General features: G+C 43.4%; 20 protein-coding genes and 1 pseudogene. 12 read left to right on the top strand and 9 right to left on the bottom strand.

All coding sequences use genetic code 11. From position 1 onward, the window contains the following. Positions 1 to 44 precede the first annotated feature (44 nt). Positions 45 to 1,019 (bottom strand): ABC transporter substrate-binding protein, encoded by a 975-nt coding sequence (locus L4C34_RS09805; RefSeq protein WP_428789167.1) that lies wholly within the window; start codon positions 1,017 to 1,019, stop codon positions 45 to 47. A gap of 357 nt (positions 1,020 to 1,376) precedes the next feature. Further along, positions 1,377 to 2,558 (bottom strand): diaminopropionate ammonia-lyase, encoded by a 1,182-nt coding sequence (locus L4C34_RS09800; RefSeq protein ID WP_428789166.1) that lies wholly within the window; start codon positions 2,556 to 2,558, stop codon positions 1,377 to 1,379. A gap of 374 nt (positions 2,559 to 2,932) precedes the next feature. Between L4C34_RS09800 and L4C34_RS09795 the strand changes: the two genes are divergently transcribed. Continuing rightward, the gene (locus tag L4C34_RS09795; RefSeq protein WP_428789165.1) at positions 2,933 to 3,754 is read left to right on the top strand and encodes a 5'-nucleotidase, lipoprotein e(P4) family; all 822 of its coding nucleotides are present in this window, start codon (positions 2,933 to 2,935) and stop codon (positions 3,752 to 3,754) included. 90 nt (positions 3,755 to 3,844) lie between these two features. Here the strand turns inward: L4C34_RS09795 and L4C34_RS09790 are convergent, their stop codons facing one another. The 4 genes from L4C34_RS09790 to L4C34_RS09775 form a co-directional block, all read right to left on the bottom strand. Next, positions 3,845 to 4,396: an inner membrane-spanning protein YciB gene (locus L4C34_RS09790; protein ID WP_428789164.1), complete on the bottom strand. Its 552-nt coding sequence runs from the start codon at positions 4,394 to 4,396 to the stop codon at positions 3,845 to 3,847. 158 nt (positions 4,397 to 4,554) lie between these two features. Next, positions 4,555 to 4,965, bottom strand: coding sequence for a hypothetical protein (locus L4C34_RS09785; protein ID WP_428789163.1), 411 nt, complete (start codon positions 4,963 to 4,965; stop codon positions 4,555 to 4,557). Between the two features lie 120 nt (positions 4,966 to 5,085). Continuing rightward, on the bottom strand, positions 5,086 to 5,874 hold the full coding sequence (locus L4C34_RS09780) for a helix-turn-helix transcriptional regulator (RefSeq protein ID WP_428789162.1): 789 nt from the start codon (positions 5,872 to 5,874) through the stop codon (positions 5,086 to 5,088). A 77-nt stretch (positions 5,875 to 5,951) separates the two neighbouring features. Further along, a complete protein-coding gene (locus L4C34_RS09775; protein ID WP_428789161.1) occupies positions 5,952 to 6,437 on the bottom strand; it encodes a YbhB/YbcL family Raf kinase inhibitor-like protein in 486 nt (161 codons plus the stop codon). A gap of 480 nt (positions 6,438 to 6,917) precedes the next feature. Here L4C34_RS09775 and L4C34_RS09770 point away from each other — a divergent pair, with 480 nt between their 5' ends. The 6 genes and pseudogenes from L4C34_RS09770 (at position 6,918) to L4C34_RS09745 (ending at position 15,061) form a co-directional block, all read left to right on the top strand. Next, the gene (locus L4C34_RS09770) at positions 6,918 to 8,513 is read left to right on the top strand and encodes a pyridoxal phosphate-dependent decarboxylase family protein (RefSeq protein WP_428789160.1); all 1,596 of its coding nucleotides are present in this window, start codon (positions 6,918 to 6,920) and stop codon (positions 8,511 to 8,513) included. Positions 8,514 to 8,518: 5 nt separating this feature from the next. After that, the gene (locus L4C34_RS09765) at positions 8,519 to 9,910 is read left to right on the top strand and encodes a lysine N(6)-hydroxylase/L-ornithine N(5)-oxygenase family protein (protein WP_428789159.1); all 1,392 of its coding nucleotides are present in this window, start codon (positions 8,519 to 8,521) and stop codon (positions 9,908 to 9,910) included. Next, the gene (locus L4C34_RS09760; protein ID WP_428789158.1) at positions 9,907 to 11,097 is read left to right on the top strand and encodes an MFS transporter; all 1,191 of its coding nucleotides are present in this window, start codon (positions 9,907 to 9,909) and stop codon (positions 11,095 to 11,097) included. Before L4C34_RS09765 ends, L4C34_RS09760 begins: the two co-directional genes overlap by 4 nt. Further along, complete coding sequence (locus L4C34_RS09755) at positions 11,094 to 13,568, top strand: GNAT family N-acetyltransferase (protein ID WP_428789157.1); 2,475 nt, start codon at positions 11,094 to 11,096, stop codon at positions 13,566 to 13,568. The genes L4C34_RS09760 and L4C34_RS09755 overlap by 4 nt, the downstream gene beginning before the upstream one ends. A 58-nt stretch (positions 13,569 to 13,626) precedes the next feature. Continuing rightward, a pseudogene (locus L4C34_RS09750) lies at positions 13,627 to 13,983 on the top strand (helix-turn-helix domain-containing protein); the annotation flags it as partial. Between the two features lie 280 nt (positions 13,984 to 14,263). Further along, positions 14,264 to 15,061: a substrate-binding periplasmic protein gene (locus L4C34_RS09745; RefSeq protein WP_428789156.1), complete on the top strand. Its 798-nt coding sequence runs from the start codon at positions 14,264 to 14,266 to the stop codon at positions 15,059 to 15,061. A 42-nt stretch (positions 15,062 to 15,103) separates the two neighbouring features. Here L4C34_RS09745 and L4C34_RS09740 read toward each other — a convergent pair whose 3' ends face one another. After that, positions 15,104 to 15,355 (bottom strand): DUF6500 family protein, encoded by a 252-nt coding sequence (locus L4C34_RS09740; protein WP_428789155.1) that lies wholly within the window; start codon positions 15,353 to 15,355, stop codon positions 15,104 to 15,106. A 274-nt stretch (positions 15,356 to 15,629) separates the two neighbouring features. On the opposite strand from L4C34_RS09740, the gene L4C34_RS09735 reads away from it, so the two are divergent. The 4 genes from L4C34_RS09735 to fhuB all read left to right on the top strand — a co-directional run bounded on the left by L4C34_RS09735 (position 15,630) and on the right by fhuB (position 21,586). Further along, positions 15,630 to 17,816 (top strand): TonB-dependent siderophore receptor, encoded by a 2,187-nt coding sequence (locus tag L4C34_RS09735; protein WP_428789154.1) that lies wholly within the window; start codon positions 15,630 to 15,632, stop codon positions 17,814 to 17,816. Between the two features lie 112 nt (positions 17,817 to 17,928). Beyond that, positions 17,929 to 18,696 carry an ABC transporter ATP-binding protein gene (locus L4C34_RS09730; protein WP_428789153.1) on the top strand — a complete coding sequence of 256 codons (768 nt, stop codon included), beginning with the start codon at positions 17,929 to 17,931 and terminating at the stop codon, positions 18,694 to 18,696. Then, positions 18,690 to 19,616, top strand: a complete 927-nt coding sequence (locus tag L4C34_RS09725) for an iron-siderophore ABC transporter substrate-binding protein (protein WP_428789152.1) — start codon at positions 18,690 to 18,692, stop codon at positions 19,614 to 19,616. Before L4C34_RS09730 ends, L4C34_RS09725 begins: the two co-directional genes overlap by 7 nt. After that, entirely contained in the window at positions 19,613 to 21,586 is a 1,974-nt protein-coding gene (fhuB, locus tag L4C34_RS09720) for a Fe(3+)-hydroxamate ABC transporter permease FhuB (RefSeq protein ID WP_428789151.1), read from the top strand. The genes L4C34_RS09725 and fhuB overlap by 4 nt, the downstream gene beginning before the upstream one ends. A 140-nt stretch (positions 21,587 to 21,726) precedes the next feature. Here the strand turns inward: fhuB and L4C34_RS09715 are convergent, their stop codons facing one another. Beyond that, entirely contained in the window at positions 21,727 to 22,746 is a 1,020-nt protein-coding gene (locus tag L4C34_RS09715) for a hypothetical protein (protein ID WP_428789150.1), read from the bottom strand. Positions 22,747 to 22,819: 73 nt separating this feature from the next. Continuing rightward, positions 22,820 to 23,704 (bottom strand): hypothetical protein, encoded by an 885-nt coding sequence (locus L4C34_RS09710; protein WP_428789149.1) that lies wholly within the window; start codon positions 23,702 to 23,704, stop codon positions 22,820 to 22,822. Positions 23,705 to 23,857: 153 nt separating this feature from the next. Here L4C34_RS09710 and L4C34_RS09705 point away from each other — a divergent pair. Beyond that, positions 23,858 to 24,075, top strand: a 218-nt coding sequence (locus tag L4C34_RS09705; protein ID WP_428787760.1) for a transposase, incomplete at its 3' end; no start/stop codon positions are given.

Raw genomic sequence — 24,075 nt, 5'->3', positions numbered from 1 at the left:
CCGAAAAGTAAACGTCATTCACGGTAAATCCTAAAAACCACTCATTAATTTTTTGATACATCATTGAATACCGAGGCGTCAATAAATTCGCTAAGCTCAACCGTTTCTATCATTCCCGCCTGATTAGACATCCCTAACACTTTTTCAAACCCAGACATTGAGGGTTCTAGATTACTAAAACTAATCCTGTCCGAAGGTGTCTGTAAACCATCAATAACTATCTTTCTGTCATATCCCATATATTGTTTTTGAGATGCAATATCAGCCACGTTTGATGAGCCATTATTCAATTTATCCTGATCGATATATACACCGGCTTCAATTAAACTAGCCACCCACTCCTTAACGCCATCTCGATTACTCTCTAGGTATTTCTGACTAATAATCACTATACAATCTAGATGGTCACTCTCAATCTCATTAGTCATAACAAGGATGTTACCTACTCCATTGACTTGAGATTTAGCCCCAAAAGGTTCGGCAACAATAAAGGCATCAATCGCACCTTTCCCCATTGCTTTTTCCATATGTGGCGGCGCAATCACGGAAGTATTAACATCATCCAATGTAAGACCAGAATTAATAAGATATTGACTTAGAAGGGCTTTGTGGGTTGAGAGTTGATGAGGGATTGCTATTTTTTTACCTTTCAAACCTTCGGCTGATTTTATATCAGAACCAACTTTCACTGTAATAGCGGAGCCATCTCGATGAGCAAGAAGAATTACTTTAAGGTTCTTCTTCTTATTATACATATCCATAGCTAAAGGTGAGAGTATAAAGGCAGCATCAATCGAACCATTATTAAATGCACCTGTAATTCGCCCCCAACTCTTGAATTTCCTTGGTTTTACATCTATGAGTTCATATTTATCATTGTCTCTAGAGTGAGACACGACTAACGGTAGGTGGTCTAAGATAGGTAAATAGCCAACTCGTAATTCTTCCTTAGCAAAAAGGCCGGATGAATATGCAAAAAAGCACAGTAAACCAACCATAAACTTAGATAAATGACTCATAGAAAACCTTACTTTACATTACCAAATAGACTTACTTTTAAATGTAGACAATAACCTCATTTGATACCACATAGACGATAAGGTTTATTGATAAAATCTCAAATAACCGTCCTTATCGGATTTATTTGTCCGCATCGGACCTATTGCTAATTTTGGTTTTTGGTATAGGCTCAAGGTGAGATATCACATTGGATTTGGCTACGAGCATTAACAACACTCGTAGCACAAGCGGTAAGGGGCTATATACCGGATTTCAGGTGTACTCAGTAGGAAGGTAGGTCCAAAGTGTGTATGGATTCGCAGCTAATGTAAGTGTAGGTTGTTGTTGATATATAGGTAGTAACAACCTAAGAGCGCTCACACTTTAAGCTCTTCTTCCTTCATTATTTGGCGATATCGGTCTGGATTGGTGTCACCTTCAGTGCTAAATAGCATTACAATAGAGTCTTCATTCAGCCCAAGCTCTTGACGGATTTCATTGTGCGCCTCATCTCCGCATAATTGATAGAGCAATCCTGCAGGCATTGCTCCAGATTCACCACTAATAATTTTATCATCGGTATCGAGTGGCCTGCCCAACACTCGCATTCCCAGTTCTGCAATCTCATCATCTACCGACGCGAAATAATTGCTGCATTGTTTCAAAATCGGCCAAGTCACTGGGTTTGGTTCGCCACATGCTAAACCAGCCATGAGTGAGTTTAGTTCCCCACCAACTGTGACAGTGTCACCCAGCTCATTTTTGCTAGAGCGATATAAGCAATCTGCAGCGCTCGGCTCAGCAATAATCGATTGAAAACCATGAGGACCCAGCCTGTCTGACAAATATCCTAATACCCCTCCGGCCATCGCTCCGACTCCAGCTTGAAGAATAACGTGGGTCGGCATACCAAATGGAAGTCTTTGAGCTTGTTCAATCGCTTCATCCGCCATGGTTGTGTAGCCCTGTGATATCCAAGTTGGAATTTCTTCATAGCCTTCCCAAGCTGTATCCTGTACTAACGTCCAATCATTGTTTTCTGCCGCTTGGCCCGCTAGTCTTACCGTATCGTCATAGTTGCAGTCGGTGACAATGCAGTTTGCGCCAAGCGCTTTAACACGGCTTACACTGATGGCGGAGCTTCCTCTAGGCATGTAAACGACGGCCTTCTGGCCCATTTTTTTCGCCGCCCACGCAATTCCAACGCCATGATTGCCCGCCGTCGCCGTGACAAACGTCATCTGATCCCCCAACTGATCTGCAACTATACTAAGGTTCAATTCAGACACCTCAATATTCAGTTTTTCCGCCAGATGTTTACCCAAAGCATAAGAACCACCTAACACTTTAAACGCGTTAAGACCAAATCGTTTCGATTCATCCTTAACCAAAATAGCCTTAACCCCAAGAAAGCTCGCTAGATGATCTAATGAAACCAAAGGGGTTGGCTGATAGTCTTCTATATGCCGATGAAATACTCGAGTTTGATGGGCAATTCTCGCCGAAAATTGTTCACAACCCTGCCCTGTATAAAATTTATTTTTCTCTATGGCGATCATATTAACCTATCCAATTACCAGAAATTTGCCTTACCATACTGCGAACCGTCTAACGCTTATCGAGCAGTACGTAATAACTTGCAGTAAGTCAAAAATAAAATTCAGATTGCCGTTCGGCTGAGCAAAATACATACAGCAATAATCTTTCCGACCATAATTCTCAATATTTCACGTAGGGCTAGGAGAAAGCGATAACCACCCAGTTGCTTATGGGATATAAATTTCATTGAGACATAAATCTCACTTCAAATGATAAGAGTGTAATACCGCTTGAGATAATTGGAGCTATTCGATAAAAATGACCCGCTTTGGCGAATAAGTCCACACATGGATGCTATCCGGCCGGAGCAATCAATTTATTTAGGAGTTGTTTGATGAAGAAAAAAATATTAGCGATGATCGTAACGTCAGCACTAACGATTACCTCGTGGCAAGCAGCCGCGAAAGAAAGCCTGGTATCTACTAGTCAGTTAGAAAACCAAGCGCTTCTCGCTGTCGACTGGGTTCAACAATCTGGCGAATACCAAGCTCTTGCTTATCAAGCCTTTAATGCCGCTAGACTATCATTCAACAACCTAAAGATTTCGCCAGAGAACATACATAAAAAACTGGCCGTGGTCGTCGATCTCGATGAAACCATGATTGACAATAGTGCCTACGCGGCATGGCGAATTAAACATGATCAAGGTTATTCGTCTAAAACTTGGCACCAGTGGGAAAAAGCAGGTAAAGCAGTCGCGGTTCCGGGCGCTGTCGCGTTCGCAAACTACGTTAATTCCCATGGGGGCACCATGTTCTACGTGAGCAACCGAACCCATGCGAGCTACTCTGAAACCGCGAAAAATTTGAATGCACTTGGTTTTAGTGGAGTCAATGATAAAACCGTATTACTAAAAACCACCACCTCAGATAAACAAGCAAGAAGAGATAAAATTACCAAGGAAGGCTACAAAATCGTCATGTTGGCCGGTGATAACCTAGACGATTTCGATTCCGCTGTTATCCATCAGTCAAATAAGGAACGTAGAGAGCATGTTGCTACCGACCATGCCAAATACGGCCTGACCTACATCGTTCTACCAAATCCGACATATGGCGGCTGGGAAAGTGGTATGGCACAGGGATATTTCAAGCTCAATAATGCTGGCAAAAACCAAGTGCGCCACGATGCGCTTAAGTCTTGGGATGGAAAGTAACTGCTCTTTTTGCTAACCATACATTAATTAGGGCGCTCATAAGCGCCCTAATTAACATCATTCCTGTGATAAAAAACACAGTTAAACCAGCTAAACTGAAGGTTCTTCGTAAGAGTCCAGCCGACGAGCTTGCCTAAGCAATTTTTTGATATAAAGAAACTGAACTAGCACAACCAATAATAATATGCCGGTCCCACCAAACAAATGAAACTGCACCCACTGGCTATCTGTGAAGGTACGCAGCATATAAACGTTGGCAATCGCCATGATCAGGTTATAGGCTATCCAATATATATCGACTTTTTTCCATAACCAATCAGGTGCATCGACTTTAGTGCCAATAAAGCGTTTAAAGGTTGGAGTTTTGGTAAAAATAAGATTCGCCGCCATTCCCACAGCTATTGCAAAGTGGGCAACTGTCACCTTCCATTTGATGAAATCAGTATTGTGTGTGAATAACGTCATTCCGCCAAAAACCAAAACCGAGGCTAATGTCAGCCAATCCGAGATGACGAGCTTTCTCTTACAACAGTAGATGATAGCCGTTGATAATATCGTTCCACCAACAACGATAGCCGTAGCGGTATATAAATTAGAAAAGTGATAGGCGATAAAGAATGCAACGAGTAATAATATATTCAATCGGTTTCGCAAGTGTTCTACCCTCAATATGACTGACAGCCTGCCATCAAAGACAAGACAAGATCAGAGCATAATATAACCAAATTGAATTCATTCAAGTAAAAAGAATGTCAGAGTTATTAGAGCTAGATGCGCGAAAGGTACTGTGGAAAAAACTGTTACTTATGGTGAGCTATTTCTTGGTTGCACCAATCTATCGCCACCTCATAATTTTCAAAGAAGTCGAATTTACTTTTGGGTTCGTGTCCTTCTATCTCTTTTACTCGTGTTTGGTGCTTGTTCATTAAGTCTTTATGTATCGTAGTGTTTACAATAAATGCCTGACATATCAGCTTGTTATCCTGAAGATGCCTGAGCGCATTATCGATATTCCCCCACACTTCGGGTACACATAGCCCCCACTGACTCAAGTCAACCACCATCCCCCATAGCGAGCCCATCAAGGGCCGTGTTTCTGACGCGATGTCCTGACAAAACATTTCAGAGATGGTGACGTCCCACACATCAGTCGCCTGCATTATAAAAACTTTTCCTTGTATATCAAAATTATAGTAATTTTCTTTTCTCATAATACGGGATCTTATCATCATGTAGGTCGTGGCCTAACTAGATTATAGATTAACAACGTGTACTTTTGCGATGAGTGGCCTGAACTCATTAGACGAATGGGTGAGTGTAAGAAAGCTAACTTACGGCGCACTTGGGCCAATCGTTTTGATATATTGCGCAGGAGACACGCCAAATTTACTTTTGAACCTCTGGCAAAAGCGGCTCTCTGATTGGTAACCACACATATGAGATAAAATAGAAACATTCGCACTCCCTTGCTGCATAAGCCTTAACGCGTAGCTAAGCCTTATTTCCGCGAGCACTTCCCTATATTGATAACCTTCTTGTTTCAAGCGACGGCTGAACGTGGCTCTACTCATTGCAAACTGCTCAGCAACCGAAATTAAAGAATGTTCCGCACCTGGATGTTGGGAAAGATAATGTCGCAACTTTTGGCCAAATGTCGCTTCTTCGTTAGAAAATAACCAATGCAATACCCCCTTCTCGGCCAATTGCTGATACAAAGCCATTAGATAGAACGACTGAGTTTCAACACTCATGGTTAAAAGTTCTAAAGATTGCAATATGTTCAAAGTATTAGACAGCGCGCTATCCAACCTAACGGCGGGAATATCACGCTCGACCTCATTACGATAGCTAAGCCTGAGCATCGATTCACTCGGCCGACTAAATAGACTAAACATCCTAGAAGAAAAGTGGCCTTTGTCCGGCTGGTTATCAAAACTAAGAGACAGAGACGCCTCGCATAATAACAAGGAGGACGGCGAAAGAGAGGACGTTTTCTCGTTCCAAAACAACTTTTTACTGCCCGAGAGAACTTGAACAATCGTTGGGGAGTGAATTCTGACATTTCTCAATTTTTGCAGTAGACCTGCTCTAAAATGAGTAATTTGGTAAAGATTGGTCATCGTTCAACTCCCCGATTAGTCCTATAACATTCAGCCTTGTAATAGGTGAATTACTCTACAGTGGTACACGTCAAATGCTAACGAGTGTAAGTAGCCGTTAATGTCGATTTTGCTAACGCTAAGCTATTTAGGTTAAAACCAACCAGTGCCGGTGACGCATCATTCCCTACTTCCAGCTTCTCAATTGGAAGCGCCCAAACCGTAAACTGATAGCGATGCATACCGTGTCCAACGGGCGGGCAAGGACCACCAAAACCGGCCGTTCCATAGTCAATACGGAATTCTCTCGCGCCCAGCTTAATCATGTCTTCCCCACGTGTGAGTTCGGTAACATTTTCTGGAATATCCGTTGCAACCCAGTGCCAAAAACCACTTCCTGTGGGGGCATCTGGATCAAAACAAGTGATCGCGAAGCTTTTTGTGCCTTCAGGTACCCCTTGCCATCTCAATTGCGGAGACAAGTTATCTCCATCACTACCCCAATCTGAATAAGCGAAAGTTTTCGCCATTGGGTGCCCTTCTTGAATGTCGTTACTGGTTAGTGCAAAAGTATTCGTGGTCATTGTTTAGTTTCCTTATGTCTTGTTTACGCACCCAATATACCGCCAGTCACCGCCCTTAACATGTCAGTAAATCTCAAATTAGAGTTAATAAAGCATAATTATGAGACTTTGAAGCGTTTTACTAAATTTAGTCTAAATCGGCGCAGAGTCGAGACCAACCAATCTGCATTGGCAATAACTAATCTACATTGGCAATAAACCTACATTGCCAATAACTAACCTACATTGCCAATAACTAGCCTACATAGCCAATATGCTTCTCTCAGCCACCTCTCACGCCAGCATCAAGAATCAGTTTGAATTCACAGGACAATTTTTATCCAAGTAAACGTCTATATACCCTAATGACAAAGATAAAAGTTGTAATGATAATGATTCTCATTATAATGCCGTTTTGCATCAACAAATCATTAGCAGTATTTATGTCTTTGATCTCATTAGATTAACCATACAGATATAAGCGAAATAAAAGGACTCACCATGAACAGTGCGGATTCACTTCGTCGTATTTGCTGCTCTCAGCATGAAGCAAACAACCCAAGCGACTTTTTGTTCAACCAAGACAATCTCCCCGAATACAAAGCAAGTTTAAAGCTAGGGGCTAAGCTCATCACCCAGCGTATCCAAAATATTCACCAGCCATTTACTGGCATTTTGCCAAATGAGCTCGCAGAAAATTTTGACCACATTGAGCTTAATACTCCATTGAGTTCCCTCAATAAAGCGCTGGAAGAAGTTGATAATCTGTACCTAAAAGATGCGATATATTTTCATCACCCTAAATATATGGCGCATCTCAACTGCCCAGTTGTCTACCCTGCGATTCTTGCGGAGCAGATCCTTTCTTCCGTTAACTCCTCACTTGATACATGGGATCAAAGTGCAGGCGGTACTCTGATTGAGCAAAAGCTGATCAATTGGACGGCAGAGAAAATTGGCTACAGCGAGAAGGCTGATGGGATATTCACTAGTGGCGGCACTCAATCTAATCTCATGGCATTGCTGCTCGCCCGAGATAATTATTGCGCACAATCTGGCCAACATAATATCCGAGAACAAGGCTTGCCAGCTTATAGCCATAAGTTCCGTATTTTCACCTCAGAGTTGAGCCACTTTAGTATTCAAAAATCGGCGGCTCTACTGGGGCTTGGCTATCAAGCCGTCATTTCCATATCTAGCAATGATTGTTTTCAAATGGATGTCGCCGCGCTAACCAAAGCAGTTGTAGAAACATTAAACGAGGGGCTCATTCCTCTAATGGTGGTCGCCACAACAGGCACAACAGATTTTGGCAGTATTGACCCTATCGACGGTATCGCGGAAGTGTGTAAGAAATACAATGTGTGGATGCACGCAGATGCCGCTTATGGTGGAGGCACACTGGTTTCTAAGAAACATCGAGATAAATTGGCCAATATTCACAAAGCAGATTCCGTCACGGTTGATTATCACAAATCCTTTTTCCAACCCGTGAGTTGTGGGGCCTTTTTCGTAAAAGACCGACGTAAATTGGCATTAATCACTCATCACGCTGAGTACCTAAACCCACTTAGCCAACGGCAAGAAGGCACACCCAATCTCGTCGACAAAAGTTTGCAAACCACGCGTCGGTTCGACTCTCTCAAATTATGGCTAACGTTAAGAGTCATGGGGGCTGATAACATTGGCCAAGCCTTCGATAGCGCAATAGATTTAGCCAAACGTACCCATCAGTTCTTTTTGAACGATCCTAATATTGAACTGCTGCATCAGCCAGAATTAAGCACCTTGATTTTTCGCTTTGTGCCGAGTACACCTGCAAGCGACGACCATATCAATAAAGCCAACGAGCACATCCGAAAAGCCATTTTCCGCAGCGGTGAGGCGGTCATTGCCAGTACGCAGGTGCAAGGTAAGCGCTACTTAAAGTTTACCTTACTCAACCCCGCTACCACGCTCAAAGACATCGACGAAGTTAGAGTATTGATCAAGCGCTTTGGCCGCCAATACTTTACCTCACGCGTGTCACCACAATCTTCTCAGTCTTACTCACAACCTTCTCAGTCTCATTCAGAACCTGTACGTATGGAAGCTTAATCACCATGAATAGTCCTATCTATGATTTTATCGCCATTGGCGTCGGCCCATTTAATTTAAGCCTTGCCGCACTCACCAGCAACATAGAGGGTGTCAATGCTCTGTTCTTAGACAAAAACCAAGAATTTGATTGGCATCCAGGCATGATGCTGGAATCGGCGCATCTACAAACCCCTTTTATGTCGGACTTGGTTACCCTCGCTGATCCTACTCATCCACTGAGCTTTTTAAATTACATCAAACAGCAGGGCAGGCTTTACTCCTTCTATATCCGAGAAGATTTTTTCTTACTGCGCAAAGAATATAACCAATATTGTCAATGGGCAGCCGCGCAACTACCCCAAGTTCGCTTCCAACAGCAAGTCACACACGTTTGTTATGATGAAAGCAAAGACGCATATAAAGTCACCACCAAAAATCTATCCGAACAGAACGACGACCAGTTTTATTGCCGAAAACTCGTACTGGGCACCGGCCCTGCTCCATATATTCCGGAGACTTGTCAGCCATACGCCGATAAAGTCACACATACCTCAAATTACCTCTTTGATAAGAAAGACCTACAAAAAAAACAATCCATTACGATTGTCGGCGGCGGGCAAAGTGCGGCGGAAATATACTACGATTTGCTGCAAGACATCGACACTCTCGATTATCAATTGAATTGGGTAACACGCTCACCTCGCTTTTTCCCTCTGGAATACAGCAAGCTCACTTTAGAGATGACTTCGCCAGAATACGTCGATTACTTCTACCACCTTCCGACCAGTAAACGTAATACCCTGATCAGCCAGCAAAAACATTTGTATAAAGGCATCAATGCTAGCTTAATCAATGAGATTTACGATTTATTGTATGTGAAGCGCTTGTCTGGAGAAGTGAATACTCGCCTGTTTACCAACAGCTCTCTTGAGCGAGTCTCTTGTGATAATCACTTTACCTTGGGCTTTCAACAAAATGAGCAGGAGCATCATTTTGAATTGGAAAGTGAAGGGCTCGTTTTAGCCACTGGTTACGCTTATCAGCTGCCGAGCTTTCTCGAAGGGATAGCCGACCACATCAAATGGGATGAACAAGGTCGATTTGATGTCAGTCGGCACTACAGCATAGATAAGAAAATAAATGAGAAAATAGATAAGCAGATAACAAATGAAAACAGCGGCCGGATTTTTGTTCAGAACGCTGAATTACACACCCATGGCTTCGTCACGCCCGATCTCGGTATGGCTTGTTACCGAAATTCAGTCTTGATTAAACACCTAACGGGTAAAGAGCACTACCCCATCGAAAAACGTATCGCGTTCCAAGAATTTTCTGCTCCAATCCATTCAGCTGATCTACAAGAGCATCAACAAGGACAAGAACAAACTCGCGAAGAGGCAATGGAAACACTATGAAAAGCCTGAAGTATTCACTGATCCTACTCACCATAGTTTCAGTGGTCGCCGATACGATGCTGCTACCATTTTATTCGCAGTTTTTCGCGCAAACATTCGATATGCATTCTGCTCAGCACGTAGGCTATTATCTCGCAGCCAGCTGCTTTACCGTCATGCTTGCATTCCCCATATGGGCGAAAGTCGCTAAAAAAGTCAACGAGCTACACTTGTGGGTCTACACCCAGTTGATAGCTGGCGCACTTGGGCTCGCCTGCTATTACAGCCAATCCTTGGTCCAATTCTGGCTATTGTCGCAGTTGATGCTGGTCTTTAAAGCCAGTTACTTATTGATCTATCCCTTTGTAATTCGTCTAGAAGAAAAACATAAACACATGAGCATGGTGAGTTTGTTCTCTGTTCTGATGCACTTTGGTGCAATTGGCGGGGCCTTGCTGGGCGGGATCATTTTGCAGTTTTTTACTCCCCGCGATGTGTATTTGGTGATGCCAATCAGCGATGTCATTCAAGTCTTGGTGTGCGTATTTATCATCAGCATGCTTAAAGTTCCGTTCAGAGCAGTATCGGACAACAATGACATCAGCGACAAACCTAGCCGAGCACATAAAAAATTTGTCTTAAATATCGGCTTAGTTTCTATGCTGTTTTACTTTAGCGTCTTTTTAATCCGACCATTTTTCTCGCGTTATTGGGAATCCATTTCACACCTCAACAACGAGATAGTCTCAGGATTTCTATACTCGATTCCCGGATGGGTCGCTTTAGTCGGGCTGTGGATTAATCACCGAGCCAACTCAAATAGCAGCCACCGACAAAGCATTCTCGCGGCGCTATTTATCGGAATTGCCGGAATAATGTTGCAAGGTACTCAGCAAGAATGGTGGGTATTCATCGGGCGTATTATTTTTGGCTGGGGGCTGTTTCAAGCGACCGTCCGATTGGAAGTGTTTCTCTTTTCTCAATCATCACCCGCGCACTACGCAAGCGATTTTTCCCGGGTGTACTTTTTCCAGAATATAGGCTTGATCGCCGCATCTTTCACTGTCGGATACATCGTCGATAGTCACTCGCTCGTCGCTCCATTCTATTTAGCGATGGCAGGCTTAATCGTTACCGCTGGCTACTTTTCTTTTGCGTTTAAAAATAACGCCCAATCTTCGATTTCTCATATGCAGGAGGCACAATGAATCCACTATTTACTGCCCAAGACGCCACTATCGGCGACATTCACTTTGTTGCGCTAAAGCAAGACGAACATATCCCTCACATTCATCAATGGGTAACACAGAGCTATGCCGAATTTTGGGGAATGCACCACTATTCCCCACTGCAAGTAGGCGAGTTTTATAAAAATCTGATGGATAGCACTGTCGGTGAGGTATTCGTCGGGCTTGTTCAAGGTCAGCCGAGCTTTCTAGTCGAAACCTACGACCCTAAACATGAAGAAGTTGGCAATCATTATCAACCTGAAGATGGTGATATCGGCATGCATATTCTCATTGCACCAGCCGAGACACCGATCTCCGGTTTTACCTTTGCAATTTTTAAAGCTGTGATGCTATTTCTGTTTCAAACGCCACAGGTTAAACGCGTCGTGGTGGAACCAGATCATCGCAACCACAAAATACATGCGCTCAATAAGCGCGCCGGATTTCAGCACGTCAAACGTATTACGCTTAAAGAGAAGATCGCCAACCTCGCATTTTGTACTGAGACACAATTCCAGACAGCCCTCAAACTGCAAAATTATTCCATCCATAAACCGATGTCTCCAGAGTTAGCCATCTCTGCCATCACACCCGAGACATGGAAAAAAGTAAACCGCCTGCACATCAAAAAATGTTTGGCTGAGCTCAGCCATGAACGGCTACTGCGCCCAGAACTGATTCTTAGCGAAGTGAACATCCGAGTTAACGGCCATATGAGTCACCAAGAACAATGGAAAATGTACCAAGTTACCGCCGATACAGATGGCACTGTGTATCAATTCAAGGCGCAAACATTGCTATTGGAGCATTGGCTGATCGATGCAGATTCTATCTGCAAAACCTATAACGGCCAGCCTGCCACACTCGACTCGGTAAGCTTTATTCTTGAATTTAGCAAAACCTTAGCGATTCCAGAAAAGTTGCTGCCAACGTATCTAGAAGAAATCACCAGCACGCTCTACTCTGCCGCCTTTAAAGAAGAAAAACCTTGGCTGAATACCGAGCAGTTGCTCAGCGCCGATTTTCAGAAAGTAGAGGCCGCGATGAGTGAAGGCCATCCCGCGTTTATCGCCAACAACGGGCGTATCGGCTTCAATGCGCAAGATTTCCGTGATTATGCACCAGAATCAGGCCAGCCAATCGCGCTCATTTGGCTTGCTGCACACAAAAGCCAAGCCGATTTCACATGTTGCGACGATATAAGCTATCAAACTTGGATTAACCAAGAAGTAGACATCACCAGCCAAGAAGCTTTCAACGAGAAAATCAAAACCAAAGGTGGCAACCCTGATGAATATATATTAATTCCCGTCCACCCTTGGCAATGGTTGAATAAACTGGCGCATATTTTCGCGCCTGATATCGCAGCCAACAACCTTATCGTTCTGGGCGAAAGTGACGATAAATACCAAGCGCAGCAATCGATACGCACCTTTTTTAATTTGAGTCACCCAACAAAGTTCTACGTAAAAACCGCTCTATCTGTATTGAATATGGGCTTTATGCGAGGTTTGTCGGCGTATTACATGCGTACAACACCTGCCATTAACGATTGGGTAAATCAGTTGGTGACCAAGGATACGTACCTACAAGATAAAGGCTTTATCGTATTAAGAGAGATTGCAGCGGTTGGTTATCGCAACGACTACTACGAGCACCCAAGCCTCAAAGATAATCCATATAAAAAAATGCTTGCGGCGCTTTGGCGAGAAAGCCCGTTGCCTTTACTCAAACCCAAGCAGCGTTTGATGACCATGGCTTCACTACTTCATATCGACCCAAACAATGACGCTTTGCTAGTGAATTTGATTCAAGCCTCCGGCCTATCGACTCAAAGCTGGTTAACGCAATATTTTGATGCCTACCTTTCTCCCCTACTGCATTGCTATTACAAGCATGGATTAGTGTTTATGCCCCACGGAGAAAATCTAATCTTAATATTTGAGAATCATGTACCCGTTCGAGCCATTATGAAGGACATCGGCGAAGAAATATGCTTACTCAATAGCACAGCCAAGCTACCTGAAAAGGTACAACGGATCGCCGTTAAGGTCCCTGAAACTGAAGAAACCCTTGCGATTCTCACCGATGTATTTGATTGCTTCTTCCGCTATATGAGCGCGATTTTAGTTGAGTATAGTCAGTTCCCCGAAAATGAATTCTGGCGCTTAGTCTCTGAGTGTATCCAGCGCTACCAAACAGCACACCCTGAGTTTGCAACTAAGTTCGCGCAACATGACTTGTTCGCCGACACTTTTGCACACTCTTGTCTCAACCGTTTGCAGCTTGCCAACAACCAACAAATGGTCGACTTGGCTGATCCTGCATCGAGCTTACAGTTTGCCGGAAGATTGAAAAATCCAATTGGGAAATATTCCAACACAAGTATCAAACGCTCGCGAGCAGCACAATCCGACGAGCAAGATGAAACGCAATTTTTAGCAATTTGATAGCTCTAGTAACAATTTTAAAGGGCACTCGTTGCCCTTTCTCGGCCCAATAGAAATTATGACGACTAAAAAAAATAAAGAACAGTACTCAGATAAGTCCGTACAGGACAAACAACGAATACAACATTTGTTGAGCTATATCCATCACAACTTGTGTAAGCCCTTATCTATTGCTGATCTGACTAAACAAAGTGGTTGGTCGCGATGGCAGTTACAACGAGTATTTCAACGGGAAACTGGCACCACCCTCGCTACTTATGTACGGGAACTCAAGTTAGCTCATGCGGCGACACGTCTTGTCAATAGCTCCGAGCGTGTCATTGATATCGCAGTCGAGCTCGGCTTTGGATCTGAAATTAGCTTCAGCCGCACCTTTAAGCAAAAATTCGGCGCAAGCCCAAGCATCTATAGAAAGCAGTATATGAGAGAATTGATCGTAAGCTAAATTGTTGTTAGTGAGCAAGGCTTTGAGATACGGTTTGATACTACGTATATTAATCAGGGTGGTTCAAATTGCCAACTTTGTAACGGAGCCAGTGTTAGTACTTTTATGCACTATACTTGATTGTGAGTTTAGGTGTTCTACTTCAGAGTTAGATTTTTCGTTTTTCATACGAGGTTCTGAATCAATAAAAATCCATTTAGAGCATTAAATCCCGCAATGCGAATTTTGCTAAAAGTATGAGTTTTACCTATTGAAAAAGAAAACGATATTGTTAATTAACATATTTTTGTTTCTATTCTTATCTACAGCATATGGGAAGCAAAGTTTAACGATTGTAACTGTAGACATGGCTCCGCTGTTTTCAGAGGAAAATGGATTATTAACAGATATAGTGAGAAAATCATATGAAAATCAAGGTGTTGACGTTCACTACAGCATGTACCCTCTAGCTCGTATTAATTGGGCTATATCTGAGAAGAAATCATGTATCACGATAGGTACAATTCGCTGGTTTGGTGAGAATTTCCGTGAACGTTTGTTCTACATTCCGATTTACATTGGACGGGTACACTTATTTTACATGAAAAGTAGATTTCCCGATGGGTTAAAATTTAATAGCACTGAAGATTTACAAAAGTATCGTATTGGCACAGTACGGGGCGGAGCTGTTCAACGGGCACTAACAACGGCTGGTATTACTGAAAATGTAACATACGTCCCAACTTTAAAGCAAAATATATCAATGATATCGCGAGATCGAATAGATACTTTTGTATTACCATTGTTGATAGGCATGAATACAATTGATAAATACTATTCAGGACCTGTTAGCCATTTTTCTTATGCGCCGAAACCACTTTTTGTAGATGATTTTCACGTAATATTCACTGAAAGTTGTATTAAAGAACTAGAGACCTTCAAAAAAGGATTCTCAGAAATTATCAACAATGGAGAGTATCTTAACCTAATTCGAAGTTATTTCATTAATGGTTTCATTCACGATGGCCTGATGGTTGATAAGGTCCGTTTAATGAGTACAAGTGACTGATGTTATGGTCAACTCCAACCGAGTACTTTTCTAAAGGAAAATTCAACCACAACTCACCTCACAAAACTTTTCGGGAGCGACTTCCCTTTCCAACAGCGCGATGATTTTCTCCGCTTTCTCGAAATGGTCAAGCTCATTGCTGTGAATCCACCACGCAGCCGCTTCCATCAATAGCTCTGGGTCATTATTTTTATTGGCAAAAAATGCGTAAAAAGAAACGCCGACATTAGCCCCTTTTTGCTCAATTTTCTTATTGCATATTTTTATCATTTTTTCTCGCAGAGACTGGCGCATATTGTTACCTGGAATGGAATAGAAATCTTATATATTACATAGTGTTGTAAGAATGAACAAGCTGAAACACTGATTGTATACGCAGAGCAGCTCGATAGTTCAAACCTTCTTTATTTCATCACCCTAATTTATTGATGAATCGTTAACCAACCAGCTACCCATATTGATAAAAATACGCTTGGTGCACCAAATTGTTAAGTTTCCAATATCGATATAAGTAGAATGCAAATGATACTAATTATCATTAGCAAAACTATTAATAACTGAGGAAAGCATGGATATCCCATTTGGCATGAAGCGCACCGCTATCGCGTCTTCACTTTTAGCCCTACTTGCAGCCCCTGTATTGGCTGACCAACACGATACAAATACCCAGACCACTACGACAAACGAACAAGCAGACCCAGCAGACAAGATCACGGTTTATGGGAAAACCTACCGCAGTACAGCGACTAAAACCGCACTCGCGCCAGAAGAAACGCCACAAGGTATTTCAGTTGTTGACCAAGACCAGCTTGAACACCGAGAAGTTCAATCACTCAACCAAGCACTTCGTTATGTGCCCGGCGTGATCACTGAGACCAAAGGCGCGTCAGTTACCATGTATGATACCTTTAGAATCCGCGGTTTCGAGCTAGATAAGAGTTATTACGATGGATTGGTTCTGCAAAACCTAACGGGCTGGAATTTACAACCGCAGATCGACCCAATTGCGATTCAGCAGGTTGAAGTCTTTAAAGGGCCAACTTCCGTGCTCTACGGTGCAATGCCACCGGGTGGTATGGTTAACATGATTGCTAAAACGCCGAAACTTGAGAAAAGTACCAAAGTGGATGTCGCGACTGGGTCACGTAACCTGAAGCAGGCGTCGATTGATAGCACTGGCCAAATCGGCGATAGCAACTTCTCTTATCGATTTATTTCCCTTATTCGTAAGCAAGATAGCCAAGTCAATGACGCCACTGAAGAGCGCTACCTCATCGCGCCCTCGCTAAACTGGCAAGTATCGGATCGCACCTTAGTTAACTTTAACCTGTATTATCAAAATGATCCGGCAATGGGGATTAACTCTTCACTGCCCGCCTCTGGCATGTTTATTAGCAACCCTAATGGCTCCACCTCTCCATCAACTTTCGCGGGAGACGTCAACTGGAATAGCTTCCAGCGTAAAATGTTGATGGTTGGCTATAAAATCGATCATCAATTCAACGACAACTGGTCATTTTTACAAAATGCTCGTTATACCGACGGTACACTGCACCAACGCAATACTTACAACACGGGCCTTTCAACGGCAGACAACAAAACGTTAAGCAGAAATATATACAGCACCGATGAAAGCATGACCGCCTTCGCTATCGATAACCAATTTTCCGGTTTGGTGACTACGGGTAATTGGCAACATAACTTATTGGTAGGGTTTGATTATCAGAGTATGGATGGTAATTCCACCTACACAGAATATACAACGTCCGATGCAGGTTGGAATGATTTCAATATATTCGATCCAAACAACAATATACTGAACCCAAGCAATCTTACTCCAAAATCATGGGCTCCCCAAACCCACGATATTGAACTCGATCAAATTGGCACCTATTTCCAAGATCAAGTGCGATTTGAGAATTGGGTGCTACTTGCTGGAGGACGCTTTGATCACTATAAATCTAGCGACTTATCCCAATTAAATGGCAGTTCCCCAACATTGGACTCTGCCGACCAAAGTGATTTCACCTATCGTATCGGAGCACTCTATAACTTTGACAATGGTTTAGCCCCTTATCTCAGTTACGCTACTGGTTTTGAACCTGCCGCTGGTCGAGACGCAAATAACAACACCTTCAAACCAGAAACCAGTCAACAGTTAGAGCTTGGGCTGAAATACGAAGCTCCCGATCGTTCAAAACAGGCATCTATGTCTCTTTTCCATATAGTAAAAAATGACACTCTGGTTAATGACCCTGACAACGTTAACAAAAAGCTGCAAGTCGGCGAAGTTACTTCACAAGGGCTTGAGTTACAAGGCCGCTGGTATGTCACCGACAACCTAGATATCGCTCCTAGCTACACCTATACCGATATGAAAATCAACAAAGACGCCACAGCTGGCTTGGAAGGCACCACACCAATTTATGTACCCACTCACACCGCCGCGATATGGAGTAACTATAACGTCTACGAAGGCACTCTAGCGGGCTCTCGCATCAGTACAGGCGCTCGTTACGTTGGCACCATGCAGATGAATGCCGACAATACCGAGGGTAAAGTGCCCGCGTACACTGTGGTGGATATGTCGCTCGGTTATGATTTGGGCTTTTTAAGTGAATCACTCAACGGCGCTTCTGCCAACCTAATGATAAACAACCTGTTTAATGAGGAATATTACACCTGCTACAACAGCAACAACTGTTGGTATGGTGCTGAACGTTCAGTTGAACTGCATGTGAAATACGAACTGTAACATGACAGTGTAACGTTATAACTCACTCATTTAATACAAGGCTCTGCTTTTTCCATTAAGTGGAAGCAACAGGGCCATTTCTCCATCAACAGGGACCGTTCAATAAACTATTATGTATCAAGTTTCAAACCTACTCGTGGTTCGCGATGGCAAACCAATCCTCGATATTGAATCATTATCGATCCCCGCCGATAAAGTAACTGTGATACTTGGCCACAATGGTTCGGGCAAATCGACTTTAGTAAACCTGCTTGCTGGGCAAGCTCAGCCTGATAGTGGCGATATCCGTTTGCATGGCAACGCTATCCATCATTTATCTAGCCGTGAGCTTGCCAAACAAGTCGCCTACCTGCCTCAACACCTCCCTCAAGCCGCTGGCCTTTCTGTACGCGAGTTAGTCAAATTAGGCCGTTTCCCATGGCTGGGAACGTTTGGTCGAATGAAACCTGCCGATCACCTAGCTATTGAGCAAGCAATGCAGGCAACTCAAATGGAAAGCTATGCCGAACATAACGCCGAAGTGCTATCAGGTGGAGAAAGACAAAGAGCTTGGATCGCCATGTTGCTTGCGCAGCAATCTCCTCTGCTGATTTTAGACGAGCCGACATCCGCGCTGGATGTTCAACATCAATACCACCTTATGGCGTTGCTGCGCGAGTTGAATCAAGAGCAAGGTAAAGGCGTGATTGTGATTCTGCACGATATCAATCTCACACTGCGCTTTGCCGATCATATTTTGGCACTCAAACAAGGGCAAGTGGCTTTTTCCGGAGGCCGTGACGAGTTACTCACGCCTTCTATTTTATCGGGCTTATACGACACCGAAATCCAACTCATCAATCACCCTACCCTAGATAATAAGGTTGCCGTCATATGTTAAAGCGACTCTCATTTGTGCTGCTGACACTACTCAGCTCAACGCTCTTTTTTTCTATGAGTGCGAATGCCGCTTATACGGTCGCCGACAGCAACGGCTCGAAAACACTGCCTGCAGTCCCCACTCGCATCGCGGTACTTGACTGGGGACTGGCGCAGCAAGTCATAGAACTCGGCGTAACACCCGTCGCCATGCCTGACATTCAAGGCTACCAAGATTGGGTGGTAAAACCCACCGTACCTAGCGGGACAGTGGATGTTGGCACACGCTCCGAGCCAAACTATGAACTCTTGGCAGAGCTGAAACCTGATGTCATTTTAGTCGGTTCGACCCAGCAAGATTTAGCCCCGCAGCTTTCACACATTGCACCCGTTTTGTATTACCAAACCTACAGCGAACTACACAACAACGTGCAGGCAGCCATCGACAACTTTTTGCAGATAGGACACCTCCTAGGCAAAAAAAACGTCGCGCAGAAAAAGTTAACTCAAATGGATCAAAAACTGGCTAAGTTAAGAAGCCAGTTAGATGCCGCCTACCCAGGAAAACGCCCGAAAGTCACCGCATTTCGCTTTGCAAGCACCACCTCAGTTTACGTGTATGGAGATAATTCTATCCCACAATACGCGCTACAAAAACTCGGGTTCAATAATGCGATGCCCCAACCCACGACACAATGGGGTGTGACACAAAAGCGCCTAACGTCACTGAAAGATATCGGCCACGGTATCGGCGTTTACTTTTTGCCCTTTGCCCAACAATCACAGCTAAAACGTTCCGTTATCTGGAATATGATGCCGTTTGTCAAAGATGGGCACGTGGCCAGTGCAGCCTCGACTTGGAGCTATGGCGGCGCTTTATCGATTCAATATAACGCTGAGGCACTCGCTCACAGCTTACTAAAACTTGCGGGTAAAGCATGAAACGTTGGAGTGCACTGTTCATCTGCTGCATATTGGCAGCAGGCCTAAATCTATTCATAGCCCAAAGTCAATTTGGACCACCGAATCAGCTTGCGCTATTAGCACTCACTCACAAACTGGATGTGAACAACTCATTTGAATGGGCAACACTACTTAACGCCAGCCTGCCCCGTTTGCTCATGGCCTTATGTGTCGGTGGAGCGTTAGGGTTAGTCGGCAGCCTGTTTCAGCAATTAACTCAAAATAGAATGATGTCACCGCTAACGCTGGGCACGTCATCTGGCGCTTGGCTCGGATTAGTCGCGTTAAGCGTCGCTGCTCCGCAGTGGGTCGGAGCCTATTCACACTGGTTTGCTTTAGGTGGTGCACTGCTCGCCATGGGCTTAGTGTTGGCTGTTGTCGGGCTGAGAAATCTCAGCGGCCTACCTATCGTCTTGGCTGGTATGGCGGTCAATTTACTATTGGGCGCTTTTGCCACGGCCATTATTCTGTTACACGATAAATATGCGCAAAACTTATTTATCTGGGGAGCCGGCGACTTAAGTCAGAATGGTTGGCATTGGGTTCACTGGCTGCTACCCAAGCTGGCCATCGCTATCGCTCTGCCTCTGTTTGCGCCAAGAATTCTAAACGTGATGAGTTTAGGCAGTTCAGGCGCATCTGCTCGCGGCCTTAATGTTGGGGCCGCTTTTTTATTGTTAAGCCTAATTGGCGTGTGGCTAGTATCCACCGCTATCACTGCGGTAGGTGTAATCAGTTTCATTGGGCTTATTGCGCCCAATATTGCGCGCTACCTTGGGTTCACCCGCTCTAGAGATGAGTTAGTCGCTAGCCTACTGTTAGGCGCGCTTCTACTCACCCTCACTGATGCTTTATCAGTAGGGTTGAGCTTTTTCTCTCTCGATGTTATCCCGACGGGCACCGCCACTGCCATCCTTGGTGCTCCCGCACTAATATTATTGGCACGCGACAAACGATCGGCTCAAGACACCATGTCACTCAGCTTGCCAAAAGGTAGAGAAAAGCTGGCGCCAATCGCTACCCCTTTGCTACTGTGTATTGTGCTTGTTACCGTGGTTACCGTAACTATATTTACCCAGCCAAGTCTGGGTGGGATCATCTGGAAAATACCCAATGAGTTCAGTTGGTCTATCAAATGGCCAAGATTGATGACAGCGCTTAGCGCCGGAGCTGGATTAGCCATAGCCGGCGCTATCTTACAAAGACTCGTGTACAACCCTCTTGCTAGCCCCGATATTTTAGGAGTATCGGCAGGCGCGACGCTAGCACTGGTCATTAGTAGTATGTTATTTGGTAGCTCAATCCACACCTTGTCACCATGGGTTGCAATTATCGGCAGTTTAGTCGCCCTCGCACTATTACTCGCCATCGGTCGAAAGTATCAGTTCGCTCCATCAATGCTAATACTTTCAGGTATTGCTCTCTCAGCTATGCTTGAGGCTCTAGTACAATTCTCGCTCACCCGAGTCGGCCAAGAAAAATTTGTGTTACTACAATGGTTAGCGGGCTCCACCTACCGAGTGAGCCAAACCTCAGCGGTTTATTTGACGATATCCGTGAGCGTACTTGTTGCCCTTTCACTCTTTATTTGTCGATGGCTAACTTTAATTGGCACTGGCAGAGAGTTTGCTCGCGGCCGTGGCCTCAATGTTTCGTTTGCTTATGTTATAGCGCTGTTTATCGTCGCGTTATTGTCAGCGTTTGTCACCACAACCATGGGCCCCGTAGCTTTTATCGGCCTAATTGCGCCTCATATCGCGGTCATGCTCGGCGCTAGAAAAGTCGCCCCACAACTTATGTATTCCGCCTTACTCGGTGCACTATTATTATCCAGCGCCGATATTGTCGGTCAGTTAGTCGTGCACCCCGCACAAATCGCCGCAGGGGTGCTCGTCTCAATCATCGGAGGCAGCTATTTTGTATTTTTGCTTGTGAAGGAAAGGCGATAAAGAGTCAAACAGGCAATCCCTAACATTCTTTTTTGGGGTTGCCTGTTTAAAGTCAGCGACTAAACATTATAAATAACGCTAGGGTTAACCTGATTTAGCCTCAAGTAAGTAAGAACGGTATTAAATAATTCATCAGCATATCACTCAGAAACTTCATAGATGAAATCAATCAGAGCCTGCTTATTTTCCTTTTTTATCGAGTCATATGGGACGTGGTATCTATCAAGGAAACACAATAAGGATTTATAACCAGACTTCCTCAAGATGCCTCTATTAGTAGGTACTGAAGAAGGAGGAACTTTTAATTTCAGTTCTTCGGCCAAAATAGACAGCTTAGTAGGGAACGCCTTCTCACTATCCCCTCTAGCCCACCATTTCCCAGAATTCTTAGATATAATTACTGCTGGGATATCAGGGGAACCTATAGCCAAACTCTCATGTAATTGGTCTCGATGCCAGCCAGCGGCTGGAGACATCAAGTCCACCCATAAGATTCCAGCTGGTACAATTCCTTTATTACTTAGTATAGAGCGCACATGCTGAGGCAGGATTGTTGTTATAGCTCGATACAACCCCTTATCGAAACTTTCAGTCGATATCTCTTCATCGCTAAACGTAATTCTTTCTTGTAGTTCTGATAAATTTATATTCTTATATACTGAAGAAATCACTTCAAAGTCATTGATACACTCTGAACTACCACCATAATCACCAATTAGCTTGGAAAATATATCTTGGGCCTCATCAGCCAGTTCGTCTATTGTTTCATTCCCTTGAATACGTACTTTTTTCCCATCAATCCCGATGCTTGTTTCAATTGTCGGCTGAGTTCTAGAAAGATTTATAAAACATTTTGAGTTCACACCGAACGTAGATAACGACTTTTGAAATGAGGAAATCCTTTTAGCTGCTCTTTTAAGACGGATGTAATCAGGATTCATTTTATCTATATAAAACTCTCCATCTTCATCAGATGGTTTCCAATTCATACATCCAACGCAAAGCATAATAACGGGAAGCCCTTGCTTATATGCTGTTGACATAAGCCTCTCAAAAGCATCTTTATTATACATTGGCTCTTGTAACTGAGAATCAAGATCCAAAACCCACTTATTGAAAACATCTTCCTTTAAGGTTTCTTTTGCATTTTCTTTCAACATAGTAATCTAATCTTATAACCATATTTTACGCTAAACATAAATAGTCTCAATAGACTGCGCTTCACCTACCCCATCAATTGCATAGTATTTCTATTCTAGAGGCCAATGCTTGTTGCGACCTTTTATTAAAAATATTCATATTCAACAATAAATAAGGCACTCTTTCAAAATATGGGAAAAGTGAACCTTTGTATTCTTCAGCATTGTAATGATGTAGGATTTGGTATTGCTTCAAGATCCCCAATGCTGCATCAGTTCCTGAAAATTTAGATAAAGACGTAATTTTCTCCATGATACGACGCCTAACGCGTCCTTCATGATAAAAATCATCACTATTCGCAATACCCAGATCGATAAATAATTTTAATGTTTCTTCGATTTCTTTCATTTTCTCTGGGGTTTTTAGATTAAACCTTGACTCACCTAATGTTTCTTGTGAGCTTTGGTTATACTGTATATAATCTGGGCACATGCTTACGATAGAAGATGAGTTATTGCGCTCAATTTCTCTATATGTGGTGAAATCCACACTGTCACTCTTACTACCAATAAACAAGCTTACGCTATCTCTGTAAAGCATTTCATGGTGATTTAATATTACATCAAGTTGATCTAGGTCATAACCATCTGGTACTAGAACGCCTTTATCCGCAAATATATATTTAAATTTTAATCTATAACCAAACTCTTGAGAAAACTCTCTTAATCTCTTTGCTGCACGCAATTGGTGCTGCCATTTAACCGCTACACGGCTATCATCTATCCCTTTTCTGGTTTTATGGGTAATAAACCCTCCATCGTGAGAATAAAGTGGGCAGCCACACATTAGAACTGTCAAAGTATTATCACGGATATCAATACATTCCAAGTTTACAATACCTCCCTTGGAAGTTTTTTGTATATCAAACTCTTTAGAAAAAACTGACTCTAGTTTTACTAGCTGATTGTAAGGTATCATTGCAATCTCGTTATTATTGATTTTCGCGCATATTCCATCACTTCAATATTAAGATCAATGCTACACTTCTCCAAGGCGTTGTTGCCCAAATCGATTGAACCTTTTTCCATCCTTACGATCTGATCTTTTGAGAATGATTGTTGGGATACAAAAATGGGTAAGTCGAAAGCTAAAATCACGAACTGGAGAGCATACAACCAAGCACTCTGTCAGCGTGGCGGGGTTACTTTTTGGATTGACGATTCAGCGGTGAAAGCCTGGAAATGTATGACCCATCACGGCAAGAGAGGTCGAGGGTTTCAATACACCGACACGGCGATTGAAACCGCCCTAATGATAAAAGGTATCTTCTCTCTCCCGCTTCGTGCTCT

This window comes from Vibrio profundum, from assembly GCF_050337555.1.
Lineage (GTDB): Bacteria > Pseudomonadota > Gammaproteobacteria > Enterobacterales > Vibrionaceae > Vibrio > Vibrio profundum.
This window is presented reverse-complemented; position numbering and strand designations above follow the sequence as displayed.